The sequence below is a fragment of the Lactococcus sp. FSL W8-0209 genome, from assembly GCF_038006585.1.
Taxonomy (GTDB): domain Bacteria; phylum Bacillota; class Bacilli; order Lactobacillales; family Streptococcaceae; genus Lactococcus; species Lactococcus lactis.
On the sequence record NZ_JBBOVN010000001.1, the window covers coordinates 211,224 to 225,330 of the forward strand.

Below are 14,107 nucleotides of genomic sequence, written 5' to 3' on the forward strand. Positions count from 1 at the left end.
AGCCACTCGTGAATTTCCTGTTTCTTCGCCAATGCTTGATAAAGAGCGTAAAGGATTTTCTCTAGTTCTTCTCTTGTTAATCTAGTCATATTTCTCCATCTCTTAAAAAGCTCAAAAGAGCAAAAAACGGCCAGCTTCCAGCCAACCGTCCACTTAATCATGGGGAAGAAGGGATTTGAACCCTCACGCGATTTCTCGCACATGCACCTGAAGCATGCGTGTCTGCCATTCCACCACTTCCCCTTGCGAATTCTCATAAGCTCGTCATTTTACGTAAGTCGCTAAAGCAACTACTTCAAAGGCACTCCCCTATGGGTCATAACACTTTTCTATAATATCAGTTTAATAGAAAAAATGCAAGTTGAAAATCCGCTATGACGCCCTATTTAAGCACCTCCGTGCCCTACAAACATCGCAACAATTAATATAATCAAAACCAAAGTTGTAATTGCCACATAAAGTTTATCACCTTCTTTTGCAAAAGCCACAATTGAAGCAACTACTCGCAAAACAGGAGTCAAAATTAAGAGGAATAATCCAGTCATCAACCAAGCCAATGCTTTAAATTCAACTAAACCGCTTAAAATTTCATTAAATTTATCTGGCCAAACCCCTTCAGCGTAACCTGAATGGCCGCTTAGGAGAAACATCAAAATTCCAATAATAATGACTGTAGTACTAACAAATACACCAATCCTAAGAATTTTTCCGATATTTTGCTCTATTTTGAGTAACTCTTCTTTTGTTAATTCTTTATTTACCATTAGAACGATACCCCCAATCCTTTAAGCAACATTTGCAATGCCATAATTAAAATAACTGGAATGAAAATCAATCGAATTGTTTTTGCTGGTAACTTAGGCATAATTTTTGAGCCCAAAGCTGCACCGGCAACAATCCCAATAGCAAGCGGACCTGCTAAACTTGGATTAACATAGCCATTGAAAAAATAAACCGTTGCAGAAGCCGCTGCTGTTACCCCAATCATCAAATTTGAAGTCGCTGTTGAAGCTTTTAAAGGCATTTTCATCATTGAATCCATTGCCATGACCTTAAAGACCCCAGAACCAATTCCCAAAAGACCTGATGCAACACCAGCACCAAGCATTACAGCAGCACCACCTGGAACCTTTTCTACTTGATAAGGAATTTCTTTGCCAAGTTGTTTATCGTAATAACTTGAGTTTAATTTTAACTTCTCAGCTATCTTATCTGACTCAACCTTTTGAACAACTTCCTCACCTTTATGCATTTTCCGCCACATATTGTAGCCTTGGAAAATCAAAAGACAACCAAATAAAATATTTAAAATCGTAGCATCAAAAAATCCTGCTAAAATTGCACCAACTAAACCACCAATTGTGGTAAATATTTCCAAAAACATAGCGGTACGAACATTAATCATATCATCTTTCAAATAAGAAATGGCCGCACCAGAACTTGTTGCAATAACGGCAACAATACTTGCCCCAATGGCATATTTAATATCAACACCAAAAAATGTCGTAATAATAGGCGTGATAATAATTCCACCCCCAAGACCCAAAATTGAGCCAAATACCCCTGCGACGAAACCAAGAAGTAACATCAACAGAGTAAATACTAATAAAGACATGTGTTTCTCCAATCTAATAACCCTATTCTACCAAAAACTTTTTAAAGCTGCTTGTTCCTTTGATTAAGATACTTTATCAAGAACATTTAAATCCTATTCTATTTTTTACAACCCCAATTTATGATATAATTCTTATAAGATTAATGCTTCACAAGAGTTTTTGAAGCAACTTATTGGAGGTTAAAATGAATAGACAAGAACTTGAGACACGACTTCGTCAAGAGCTAGCAATTCCCTTTTATAATGCTAAAATAGCCGAGCGCGATTATAGCGAGTCCGAATTTCAAGAAATGAAAGCTGAACTCAAAGCCGATATTGAACAGTACGCTCATGATTACGTCAATGAAACTAATACAAATGGTTAAATTTTACTGACAGAAATTCTAAATCAGTCTGTCAGTAAATTAATTATTGTTTTTTAAAAAAGGAAAAAATATGACCGAACAAAAACAAGCACTTTTCACCATCTTCGGAGCAACTGGTGACCTCGCTAAAAGAAAGCTCTACCCTTCACTCTTTCGCCTTTTCAAAAAAGGTGAGCTAGCTGACAATTTTGCAGTCATTGGTACCGCTCGCCGTCCATGGACAAACGAATATTATCGTGAAGTTGTTTTAGAGTCTATCAAAGATTTAATGAACTCAAAAACGGAAGCCGAAAATTTCGCCAGCCATTTTTATTATCAAAGTCACGATGTTAGCGACAGCTCACATTACATTAACTTAAAAGATTTGGGTGAAAAATTGCGTAAACAGTATAAAACTGCGGGCAATCAAGTCTTCTTTTTAGCAATGGCTCCTCAATTTTTTGGCACTATCGCTGAACACCTTAAATCAGAAAATATTTTGACAGGTGAAGGTTTTGAGAGAATCGTCATTGAAAAACCATTTGGAACAAGCTACGATACGGCAAAATCACTTAATGACAGCCTCGCAAAAGTATTTAGTGAAGAACAAATTTTCCGAATTGACCACTACCTTGGAAAAGAAATGATTCAAGCTGTTTCGGCTGTTCGTTTTGCTAATCCAATTTTTGAATCACTCTGGAATAATCAACACATTGATAACGTTCAGATTACCTTTGCCGAATTTATCGGCGTCGAAGACCGTGGCGGTTACTACGAAACTTCTGGTGCTTTAAAAGATATGATTCAAAACCATGTCTTACAAGTACTCAGTCTCATTGCCATGGAAAAACCTGAAAAATTTGATGAATCTTATATTGTAAAAGAAAAAGTTAAAGCCCTTAATGCAATCCGTCAATATTCTTCTGAGGAAGCTTTAGAAAACTTCGTTCGTGGTCAATATATCGCAGGACGTTTTGACGGTGAAGATTACCTAGGTTACCGCGAAGAAGATTCTGTTGCAACAGACAGTCGAACTGAAACTTTCGCTGCTGGAAAATTTGTCATTGATAATGAGCGTTGGTCAGGCGTTCCTTTCTATGTTCGCTCAGGAAAACGTATGACTGAAAAAGGAACTCGTATTAATATCGTTTTCAAAAAAGATAAAGACAATCTCTTTGCAGAAAATTGCGATGACCAATCCGTTCAAAATGTTTTGACCATTTACATTCAACCAACTGAAGGTTTTTCACTTTCAGTAAATGGAAAAGCGGCCGGTCAAGGCTTCCATTTAGAGCCTTTGCGTTTGAATTTCCGACACGATAGTGAATTTCTTGGAAATTCTCCTGAAGCATATGAAAAACTTTTCCTAGACGTCCTTAATGGAGACGGAACAAATTTCTCACATTGGGAAGAAGCGGCTCGCGCTTGGGAACTTATTGATGTTATTCGAGAAGCTTGGGATAAAGAAACTTCTGAGCTCCCAACTTATGCGGCTCGCACAATGGGACCTAAGGCTGCATTTGACTTACTAGAAAAAAATGGTCACGAATGGGCTTGGCAACCTGATTTATGGTATCAAGAACGTGGTTACTACAATAAATAACGAAAAAACCTATCTTAACGATAGGTTTTTTATCTTTTCCACAAACTTTTACACAGTTTTCCACACATTTGTGGAAAGACTTCACAATTCTGTGGAAAACTTTTCGTTTTTATCAGTAAAATAAGATAAAAAAAGGATTTTACTTGTGAATTTATTTTTCCACAGGTAAAATTCTTTTTTGAAATCTATTTTTATAAACTTGTTTTCCACACAGGCTCACCATCTCGAGCAATCAATTTTTTCCAAACGCGTCGTTCACGCCAACGATTAACTTGTGTACTCCAAGAGTCTGATGCAACCAAAGGTTTGACCAAAATACTTCTGACGCCGGCACGATGAGCAGCTCTAATATCCGTCATCAATTGATCACCAACCATAATCACATTTTCAGGACGCTCATCAAGCAATCTCAATGCTTTTTTTATCCCCCAAGCAAAAGGTTTCATTGCCCGCCAAATATATTGAACACCAAACTTTTCCACAGCACGAGCAACTCTTGCTTGTTTATTATTTGATACAACCACCACTTTTAAACCATTTTCTCGCATATCCAAAAGCCAAGCCAAAAGCTCTGGAGTTCCGTCAGGATTATCCCAGGCAATTAAAGTATTGTCCAAATCCACCATTACGGCACGAACATTCAAGGCTTGCAGACGTTTAGGGTCTAGTTGATAGACAGCTTCCACTAAATAATCAGGCTTATAATTATCAATTTTCATGCCCCTATTATATCAAAAACTTACAGAAATTCCTGTTTTCTTCCCTAAAAATACTGACAAACTTGTCAGCAAAAAAATAGAGAACAAAATTACTGACAGAACAAAAAAAAGCCGCCAAAAGCGACTTTTATTTTTATTTAAACTTATCAAAGAAACCTTTTTTACCTGAACCAGAGACTTCAACACCGCTTGCTTTAGCAAAAGCTTGGAGTGCTTCTTTTTGAGCTTGATTCAAATTCTTAGGAGTGACAATATTGATAATAACATATTGGTCACCATTACCAGAACCACGGAGTTTTGGCGCACCTTTACCTTTTAGACGGAAATTAGCCCCCGTTTGTGTTCCAGCAGGAATTTTCAACTTCACATTCCCATGAACAGTCGGAACCTCAATTTCATCACCTAAAGCAGCTTGAACAAAGTCCATTGGCATCTTGTAGTAAATTTCTGCACCATCACGCTCAAATTTGTCTGAAGCTTCCACTTGGAAAACAACATACAAATCACCATAAGGTCCACCATTCACACCAGCATCACCTTGTCCTTGCAAACGCATTTTTTGTCCAGTTTCAACACCAGCAGGTACAGTAACCTTAACAGTATGTGCCACTTTTTCATGGCCTGAACCATGACAAGTTTCACATTTCTCTTTGATTTCTTTACCTGTTCCGTTACAAACATCACATGTTACTTGTGTTTGCATCCGTCCAAGCGGTGTATCACGAACAACATTAATTTGTCCACGGCCACCACATTTATGACAAGTTTCTGGATGTGTGCCAGCTTTCGCTCCAGAACCTCCACAAGTGTGACAGAGTTCTTCACGATTATATTTGACTTGTTTTTCCACGCCAAAAATAGCTTCTTCAAATTTTAAGTTTATCCGATACTGTAAGTCATCTCCTTGACGGGGTGCATTAGGGTTAACTTGTGCACCACCTCCTCCAAAGAAACTTGAGAATATATCTTCAAAACCACCAAAGCCACCTGAGCCGCCGCCGAAACCAGAGAAACCAGAAGCTCCGCCGAAGCCGCCGCCACCAAAGCCACCATTGGCTCCAGCTTCACCATATTGGTCATAAGCAGCACGTTTTTGTTCATCCGAAAGCGTTTCGTATGCTTCTTGAACTTCTTTATATTTTTCTTCAGCACCCTCTTCTTTATTTAAATCGGGGTGATATTTTTTGGACATTTTACGATAAGCTTTTTTTATTTCATCTTGACTGGCATTTTTATCGACACCTAGTCGTTCATAATATTCAGTATTATTCATTTCTAAATTACTCACTTCCTTTACTAAATCAATTTTTCAATAGCACTATTTTACCACGTTTTTTCATTTTTGGCAAAAAAATTAGCACTCTTTTTATAAGAGTGCTAATTACACTATAAAAATTCTATCGCAAATTGATTTGTTCCACTATAAACCGAATCAACTGTAGATTCAGCCAACCAATATTTTCCTTTTATTGGATCAGTAACATGAAACTCATTTTTCTTTTCGTTATATCCATCTAAAATAACAGCATGCGTATTAGCTACAACCTTATAACCGTAATAATCATCGTAAGTGATATTAGGTTCAGCAAAATCAATCGTCACCCACATTTCAACTAAATGTTCTGATAAAACAGCATCTTTAATCTCGCTAATACTTTTTCCAGATAAGTCAGCAACTTGGATATTATTTTCTTGAGCAAAACTCATCAAAGCTGTGGGCCAAATCGTTGGAAAACCACCATCCGGAATTTCTTCATCAGACGTCCAAGGATTCCCAGCATAACCACTTCCTGGATCACCTCCCCAACCCACATAAGGCAAAGATTCAATCCAATCAGTAACCGTCCTACCCTGAGTTTTATCCAAATAGACCAATGCATTGTAAAAAGAAACAATTTCACATCCCTGGTAGGCTCCGATTGTCATTTGATTAACATCACCAGTTTTCATCAAAACATAATTGTACTTACCCTGACGATCAGTTTGGACAAAAGTTTTTGATGCAGATGTTAATTTTTTATCTTCTTGATTCTTAGGATTTACAATTAGAGTAAAAATAAGTAGACAGGCCACAAGAACAAATAAAATTACGATTCTTTTTTTAAAAAGTTTTTTCTTTTTAATAGTCATCTAATAAATCTTTTTTTCCCATCATAGATATTGTTCGATGTACAGTTTCAGCTTGTGCATCTATTATATTGTACTCTTTTGTCAAATCATAGGCTTCATATAAGACTGACAATTCTGTACAACCTAAAATGGTTACTTCACAATTCATTTCTGACGCGACATCAGACAAAATTTCCTTATAAAGCTCAAAATTAAGATTTCTATTTTCCTTAACTTCTTGATAAATCAAGCGATTTACCTTTTCTTGCAATTGATCATCTGGAATTACCGCTTCATACCCTTGTTCTTCCAAGGCCTCACGATAAACTCCTGTCAAAATTGTTCCTTCAGTCGCTAGCACGGCCACCCTCTTAGCTTTTGGAAAGTGATGGCTAATACTATCAACCGCAATGCGTGGCATATGTAGAATTGGAATTTCTGTTGCTTTTTGCATCTCATCAAAATAATAATGAGCCGTGTTACAAGGAACAACAAAAAATTTTGGTGAAAGTTGACTGTGGATCTTAATATCATCAATCAATTTTTCTTCTGGATTTTCCAATGAAGGATTCTTGATATAATCTGTTCGGTCAGGAATTGTCGCATGATTAACTACGATATAATTCAAATAATCTTGGTCACGATAAGCCTCTGTTCGTTCATTCAGCGTATGAATAAAACTTTCAGTCGCAAGAGTACCCATCCCCCCCAAGATTGTAAAGAAGTTTTCCATTATATCCCCCTGTCCTTCTTATTCTTAATTTTTATTTGTGAAAGTACGTTTTAAATGCCCCAATATAACGATGGAATGCATATTTCATCAAAAGATAACGTTTTGGTGAGTTATCCTTAGAATAAAATAGAGTTGTCCCATAGTTTCCTGAATTAATAAAACGACGAATTTCTTCTTTAAAACTAGGATTTACATATTTGAGCAATACTTTTTTAGGAACCCCTAACCAAAGTTTTGAACCTTTTCCATAAATTGTCTCAGTAAAAGGTTCATTGTTAATACGGTCAGCAACTAAATAACGTGTCAAATTGTAACCATTTAAAGTAACATAAAAGGAGCTTCGTCCTTGACGTAAGTTAATTTCAAAAAGTTTATAAGAGCCATCACGTGGGTCATATTTCATATCAAAATTAGCAAAGCCTGTATATTCAATTTTTTCAAGAAAATCCTGAATTTGTTGATAAACTTGTTGATTATAATCAGGCAAAATCGCCACATAATTTCCAATCGCTTTTGGACTTGGATCCTCAAGTAAGGGATGACCCAAACACATCATGCGAACTTTATGATTTTTATCTACATAAGCGTTCAGAACACGCATATTTTCATCCCCTCCAGGAATGAAATCTTGAATAATCATCTCATCAGGATAACCAGCTTCATAACAACGATGCAGCATCAACTTCATTTCTTCGTTAGATGCAATCGTGAACGCTTTTTTCTGCCCTTCAAAGTGCACATCTAAATAAGAAATAGAATTCCCTGGTTTTAAAATCATTGGATAAGGGAAAGTTAACTCATCTACTAAAGTATCTATTTCTGATTTTGGATTAACTAATACCGTTTTTGGATAAGGTAAATTATATTGTTCACAGATATTATAAAAATCAGGCTTATTTTCTAATTGACGATAAAGCGCGTAGTCAATATAAGGCACTTCAAAAAATTCCGAAAGCTCCTCACGATATTTTGAAGCAAGTAGGGCATAACCGTCCCCACAAGCAACTAAAAGATGTTTCTTCTTACTGTCTTTATGTTTACTTGCAAAATCACGAAGCACCTGAATAAAAGTTTCTTCATGGTCAAAATTTTCATGAGTTTGTACTTCAACAATTTTTGAATACTTTGTTGGAGCTAATCCAGAAGCACTTAAAGCCAGAGAAGTAATTCCAAATTCTTCATGAAATGAACGAGCCATTCCATAGACGTTGATATCAGAACCTAACAAGATAGGTTGAAATTCATTTGTTTGTGACACAAAAACCTCCCTTAAAAATTAACCACAGCAGGTTTTTCACCATTATTGATGAAGTAAACATCATACCAAGTCAAGAATGAATAAATTGTCCAGAGTTTGCGACGTGCATCATTTTTATCTGCAAAGTTATCATCCAACATCTTCAAAAGTTTTTCTTGATCGAAGAATTCAGCAACAAAATCTTGTTCAAATAATTGACGAATAACTTTATAATATTTTTCTTCTCGCAACCAGTCTTTAATTGGCACTGGGAAGCCTAATTTTTTACGATTTGACCATTCTTCTGGTAAATGACGACGAGCTGCTTGGCGGAAAGCATACTTTGTATTATGTTCATTCAAAAGATATTTTGTAGGAATTTGTTCCGCTGTATGCATCAATTCAATATCAAGTAGTGGAACACGCAATTCAAGTGAGTGTGCCATTGCCATTTTATCAGCTTTAAGCAGGATATCTCCTGGCATCCATTGGTGCATATCAAGATATTGCATTTTACGAAGCTCAGAACCTTCTGGGGCCTTTTTGTAAGTTTTTCCAACAATATCTTTAACAGTTGGAGCTGCTTTAAATTCTTCTTTCAAAAGCTCTACTGATTCAGACTCATCAAATACTTTCGCTTGACCGATAAAGAAATCTTCAGCAGGCGCAAGTGATTCATAAAGATGTTTTTGACCTTTGAAATGTTTATTTTCAATACCACGAGCAATTGAGAAACGTAAAGATTTTGGTAATTTCTTCAAACCTTCTGCGAAAACACGAACCGCACGAGAATTTGTACTAAATCCATAAGACTCATAACCAGCAAAAAGCTCATCTGCACCTTCACCGCTCATTACAACACGTACATCACGTGCTGCTAATTCTGCGAGGAAAAAGAGTGGCACACAAGAAGGATTTGAATCTGGTTCATCCAAATAATATTGAATTTGTGGGAAATACTTGAACGCTTCATCTCCATGGATTTCACGAGAAGTATTGTTCAAACCAATCATATCAGTCAATTGTTTGGCTTGTTTAGATTCATTGAAAGTTCCTTGACCAAAACCAATAGAATAAGTATGTTCCGGACGAAGCGTTGAAGCAACATAACTAGAATCGACACCACTTGATACAAAAGCTCCAACTTCTACGTCAGCAAATTTATGAGCGTCAACAGAACCCAAAACAGTCTTGTCAATCAAATCAATTGATTCTTCCAAGCTCATATCTTTTTCATCAACTTTCATATCCCAATAAGGTTTGATATCCAAGACCCCATCTTTGTAAGTAAAGTAATGACCTTCTTTGATACGAAAAACATTTTTAAAAAAAGTTTCATCAAGAGCAGAGTATTGGAAAGTCATGTAAGGTTTTAAAGCTTCTTTATTTAATTCTTTTTTGAAGTTTGGATGTTTCAAAAAACTTTTAATTTCTGAACCATACATGAAAGTTCCACCCATTTGAGTATAGTAAAGTGGTTTGATACCAAAATGATCCCGAGCACCAAACAATTCTTGTTTTTCTCTATCCCAAATAACAAAAGCGAACATTCCACGAAGCTTTTGAAGAAGTTCTACACCATATTCTTCATAACCATGCAAAAGAACTTCTGTATCAGCATGAGTTGTAAAATCATGACCTTTAGAGATAAGGTCCTCACGTAATTCGCGGAAGTTATAAATTTCACCATTAAAAGTAATCAATTTAGTTTTATCTTCATTGAAAATGGGTTGGTCTCCACCTTCAAGGTCAATAATACTCAAACGACGAAAACCAATTGCGGCACCCTCATCAATAAATTCACCTGAACTACTTGGACCACGGTGAACAATAGTATTCATCATTTCTTCTAAAGTTTTTGATTTATCATTTTGATTCATCCGGTCAATAAAGCCGACAATTCCACACATTTGTATCTATCCCCTTATCATTTTTCCTTATTATTATACCACAATAATAAAAAATGATTTGACAGAAGGAAAATAATTCCCCACTATCAAATCACTATTTATATCTTTAAAATTTTTGAATTAGTTTGGCATTAAGAATGTTACACCAGCTGCACTCACGTGTGAGCGTGTATGACCCCATCCAAAGCCACTTCCACCTTCAACAACGTCAATTGTACCATCGGAATTTACCGCTGTTACAATAGCAACGTGACCATAAGGCGAACCTGCATATCCAACAAAATCAGTTGAGAATCCAGAAGCAATAACACCAGGAGCCGCACCTACTACATGGAGAACACCTTGTGCAGGGCCATTAGATGCCCATTGACCACCATTACCAGGCATGATGTTTCTGATGTAGATTCCTTGTGCAGCAAAGTGTTGCCATACGTAGTCAGTACATCCACCACCAGCATAAGGATTACCGATTGGTGTGCTATTAATACCTGATGAACTTGAACCACCAGAATTACCAGTATTTGTACTTCCACCACCATTAGAGCTACTTGAACTTGATGAGCTATTAGAGCTTGATGAGCTATTAGAGCTTGATGAATTGCTACTTGAGCTGCTTGAATTTGATGATGTATTATTGCTACTTGTGTTTGAACTTGATGAACTTGATTGTGAAGCTTGACTAGATGAAACAGTTGAAGTTGCTTCTTCTACCGCTTTAGTTGTTGCTGCTGTAGAAGCTGCTTGAGCCTTAGCGGCCTCTTTTTGTTGTGCTTCATAAGCTGCTTGTTTTTTGGCTGCTTCTTGGGCTGCTTTTTCTGCGGCTGCTTTTTCATCTAATAAAGATTGTTTTTTATCTTGCGCAGTAGCAATTGTTGCTTGATAATTCAAAGTAGCAACTTTAAGTTCAGCTTGTTGTGAAGTCAACTCTTGAGCTTGAGAATCTAAACTTTGTGAAAGAGAAACGAACTGGTTATAGTTCTTTTTAACAGTTTCTGACTTTTGACTAAGTTCTTTTTGCTCTTTTTCTTGTTGTTCCAACATTTGTTTGTTGGCACTAGAAACTGTAGCAATCGCTGTTACTTTTTGAATAACATCTGTCAAAGATTTTGAATTAACAACAGCATCCATATAATTTGTTGCTGAGCTGTTAACTTGAGCACTACGTGCTTGAGCTTCCAATGTCTTTGTACGTTCTGCGATACTTTCATTCAATGTTGCAATTTGTGCGTTAAGCGCTTTTGCTTCACTTTCGATTTTAGCAATTTGAGCTTTTGTGCTTGCTTGTTTTTGTTGTAAGCTATCAACTTTTGATTGTAAGCTATCAACTTGTGCTTGGGCTTGAGCCTTTGCAGACTGCGCACTTGAAATTGTCGCATCTTGTTTAGCAATATCTGAATTTGTGTCAGCGTAGACCCCTGACAACGGTGCTGCAGCAGAGAGTACCACTGTAGACATTAAAATAGCTGAGATAATCTTTTTTTTCATAACTGTAATTTTTTAATTTTTCCTCCCATTAAGTTCGGTTGAATAAACATATTATACTATTCCTACCCACCCAAAATATTTCTTTATGGTTACAAAACGCTTTCTAATTGTATCTTCCGTGACTTTTCTTTAATCTGTAGAAGATTTCTAAAGGAAATTGCAAGGCTACAGCTAAGATAATATTAAGCAAAAGTGTAGGCGCTAACTGGTAAACAACAAAATTAATAAAGTTTAAATGTGCAAATCCAAAAGCTGCCATAATGATTGCACTAAAAACTTCAAAAGCCGTCACAATAATGATTGTTGTAAATAACCGTGTCCAGCGATTAGTAAATATGGTTATCTGTATATTATATATAAAAAGAGCAATAAGTGGGAACAATAAGGTCGCAATTCCATAAATCCCTAGGTAATAACTATCATATATTGCCCCCAAAACTGCCGCTAAGATGATAATATAGCTTGGTCTATGCTGAGTGACACTGTACATCAGAAATATCAAAAATAAATGACTCACTGGTACCCATGTCCCGCTGCTAAACCCTGTTAATATATGGGTAATTTGACCGTCCAAAATCATTAGTAAAAAAAGAATAATTGGACTAAAAAATTGAAATGTAAATCGACTCACTACTTAATTCCTTATATTCTAGTTGGTTTTAACAAATTAATGCTTTATTTTCTATAAGTATAATAATAATTAATACTTATTTAGCAAAAACTACTGACCGTCAATTTTGCTTTTGACCACAAAGACGAATCTGATATCATAGAGATTTGTTTCTGGTTTGATATAAACCATTTTACCAAGGCCATCACTATCTTGCTTTTCACCGATAACCTTTCCTATAAGTAAACCACTTGGTGTTCCACCTTGACTACCAGAATTCGTTCCAAGACCACTAGTAAAGACGGAATCTCCATTTTTAAATTTCCCTTGTGAATCGATATTTTTGACTACATAAGCCTCTTGTTGGGAATCATAGCTGCTCAAAATGCCATAAATAGGTGAGCCGTCACTTTCAATTCTTACAGGAATTTTATTATCAATTCCTTTAGAAGAACTCAAAAGTGCAACTTTTGAACTATTTTTATTCACTTGAGTTACTCGACCAACAACGCCACCATTTGCCATAACAATCATGCCTGTTGTCAAGCCATCCTTACTACCGCTATCAATCACTAGTGTATCATTCCATGAGGAAGGCTCACGAGTAATCACATTTGCAGCAACCGTTTGATAATCAGTTAAAGTTTCTTGGAGTTTCAAAGCTTTTTTCAACTCTTTATTTTCTGACTCAAGGCCGCTTAATTTATTATCATCATCTTTTGACTTTGCCAATTGTATTTTTAAACTTTGGTTTTGTTGGTAGGTATCCATCAGATTCGACAATTCATTAGCCTTGTCTTGAACAAAGTGGATAGGTGCCACAAGTACTCTGTCAACAAAACTTGTCCCATCATTAATGGTTTGAGTCATTGCTGACGGATTACGGTTAGACTTAAAATTTTTGGCAGAGATAAAAATTGCTGACATCGCTGCAATAATGATAATGAGTGCAATAATAATAAGCTTACTTAAGTTAATTTTTTTCACTATTCTATGTTCCCTTCGGTAATATGTTTCAAACTCTCTAAATTAAATTTGAAAGCTCTGTGATTTCACATAGCCCTTTGCATAAGCAAAAGCAATTCTTATATCGTTTATCTCTTTGAACTAATCTTCACTTTCAATCCGATAGTCGTATAAGTTCTTCTTACTCGTACCTTATTTTATCAAATTTGACAGAATTTTGATAGAATAGTAGTAATAAATTTCTGTAAGCGGTTTTTAACTATTTTAAAATAGTTATGTTTATCATAATAATCAGTATTGGGGAGAATTTTTTATGAATCATATTCCAGTTTTCGGTGAAAAAAATGAAGAGAAAAATTATCAGGCAAGATATGGTGTCTATTCGATTGTCGCAAGAGAGAATAAAGAAATTTGTCTCGTCCAGGCACCCAATGGAGCTTATTTTCTTCCTGGTGGAGAAATTGAAGCGGGTGAAAATCAAGAAAAAGCACTTCATCGTGAACTCATGGAAGAGTTAGGAGCTACCGCTGAAATTGGAGAATTTTTAGGGCAAGCAGATGAATATTTTTATAGTTCGCATCGTGATAAATATTTTTATAATCCCGCCTATATTTATAATACTAAGAATGTCCGCTTTGATTCCAAACCTCTCGAGGATTTTAATCATATTAGCTGGTTTGACCCAGAAACAGCTATTAGTAAACTCAAACGCGGCTCTCACAAATGGGGAGTTCAAGAGTGGTTAAAGAAATAAAAAAATCGTCAATCAGACGATT

At 36.0% G+C, this 14,107-nt stretch carries 14 protein-coding genes and 1 tRNA gene; 3 read left to right on the forward strand and 12 right to left on the reverse strand.

Going from position 1 to position 14,107, the window contains the following annotated elements; translation table 11 throughout:
• Positions 1–160: 160 nt before the first annotated feature.
• The 3 genes from MKX45_RS01080 to MKX45_RS01090 form a co-directional block, all read right to left on the reverse strand.
• A tRNA-Leu gene (locus MKX45_RS01080) sits at positions 161–243 on the reverse strand.
• A 143-nt stretch (positions 244–386) separates the two neighbouring features.
• The gene (locus MKX45_RS01085) at positions 387–764 is read right to left on the reverse strand and encodes a DUF1634 domain-containing protein (protein WP_057720761.1); all 378 of its coding nucleotides are present in this window, start codon (positions 762–764) and stop codon (positions 387–389) included.
• Positions 764–1,615, reverse strand: coding sequence for a sulfite exporter TauE/SafE family protein (locus MKX45_RS01090; protein ID WP_010906392.1), 852 nt, complete (start codon positions 1,613–1,615; stop codon positions 764–766). Before MKX45_RS01090 ends, MKX45_RS01085 begins: the two co-directional genes overlap by 1 nt.
• A 185-nt stretch (positions 1,616–1,800) precedes the next feature.
• Here MKX45_RS01090 and MKX45_RS01095 point away from each other — a divergent pair, with 185 nt between their 5' ends.
• Together MKX45_RS01095 and zwf are read left to right on the forward strand one after the other, a co-directional pair.
• Positions 1,801–1,980 (forward strand): hypothetical protein, encoded by a 180-nt coding sequence (locus tag MKX45_RS01095; protein WP_003132007.1) that lies wholly within the window; start codon positions 1,801–1,803, stop codon positions 1,978–1,980.
• A 70-nt stretch (positions 1,981–2,050) separates the two neighbouring features.
• Positions 2,051–3,562, forward strand: a complete 1,512-nt coding sequence (gene zwf, locus MKX45_RS01100) for a glucose-6-phosphate dehydrogenase (protein ID WP_057720762.1) — start codon at positions 2,051–2,053, stop codon at positions 3,560–3,562.
• Between the two features lie 191 nt (positions 3,563–3,753).
• Here zwf and MKX45_RS01105 read toward each other — a convergent pair whose 3' ends face one another.
• The 9 genes from MKX45_RS01105 to mreC form a co-directional block, all read right to left on the reverse strand.
• Complete coding sequence (locus MKX45_RS01105) at positions 3,754–4,281, reverse strand: YqeG family HAD IIIA-type phosphatase (RefSeq protein WP_003132009.1); 528 nt, start codon at positions 4,279–4,281, stop codon at positions 3,754–3,756.
• Positions 4,282–4,414: 133 nt separating this feature from the next.
• The gene (gene dnaJ, locus MKX45_RS01110; protein ID WP_010906396.1) at positions 4,415–5,554 is read right to left on the reverse strand and encodes a molecular chaperone DnaJ; all 1,140 of its coding nucleotides are present in this window, start codon (positions 5,552–5,554) and stop codon (positions 4,415–4,417) included.
• Positions 5,555–5,667: 113 nt separating this feature from the next.
• A complete protein-coding gene (locus MKX45_RS01115) occupies positions 5,668–6,411 on the reverse strand; it encodes a C39 family peptidase (RefSeq protein WP_340816721.1) in 744 nt (247 codons plus the stop codon).
• Positions 6,401–7,123: an aspartate/glutamate racemase family protein gene (locus tag MKX45_RS01120; RefSeq protein ID WP_015427226.1), complete on the reverse strand. Its 723-nt coding sequence runs from the start codon at positions 7,121–7,123 to the stop codon at positions 6,401–6,403. Before MKX45_RS01120 ends, MKX45_RS01115 begins: the two co-directional genes overlap by 11 nt.
• 31 nt (positions 7,124–7,154) lie before the next feature.
• On the reverse strand, positions 7,155–8,381 hold the full coding sequence (locus MKX45_RS01125) for a carboxylate--amine ligase (RefSeq protein ID WP_057720764.1): 1,227 nt from the start codon (positions 8,379–8,381) through the stop codon (positions 7,155–7,157).
• 11 nt (positions 8,382–8,392) lie between these two features.
• Positions 8,393–10,270: an asparagine synthase (glutamine-hydrolyzing) gene (gene asnB, locus MKX45_RS01130; RefSeq protein ID WP_340816722.1), complete on the reverse strand. Its 1,878-nt coding sequence runs from the start codon at positions 10,268–10,270 to the stop codon at positions 8,393–8,395.
• A gap of 120 nt (positions 10,271–10,390) precedes the next feature.
• Positions 10,391–11,755 carry a CHAP domain-containing protein gene (locus MKX45_RS01135; RefSeq protein ID WP_057720765.1) on the reverse strand — a complete coding sequence of 455 codons (1,365 nt, stop codon included), beginning with the start codon at positions 11,753–11,755 and terminating at the stop codon, positions 10,391–10,393.
• A 103-nt stretch (positions 11,756–11,858) separates the two neighbouring features.
• Positions 11,859–12,386, reverse strand: coding sequence for a rod shape-determining protein MreD (gene mreD / locus MKX45_RS01140; protein ID WP_015427229.1), 528 nt, complete (start codon positions 12,384–12,386; stop codon positions 11,859–11,861).
• 90 nt (positions 12,387–12,476) lie between these two features.
• On the reverse strand, positions 12,477–13,352 hold the full coding sequence (gene mreC / locus MKX45_RS01145) for a rod shape-determining protein MreC (RefSeq protein WP_057720766.1): 876 nt from the start codon (positions 13,350–13,352) through the stop codon (positions 12,477–12,479).
• A gap of 292 nt (positions 13,353–13,644) precedes the next feature.
• Here mreC and MKX45_RS01150 point away from each other — a divergent pair, with 292 nt between their 5' ends.
• Positions 13,645–14,085 (forward strand): NUDIX hydrolase, encoded by a 441-nt coding sequence (locus MKX45_RS01150; protein WP_021466376.1) that lies wholly within the window; start codon positions 13,645–13,647, stop codon positions 14,083–14,085.
• Positions 14,086–14,107: the final 22 nt, after the last annotated feature.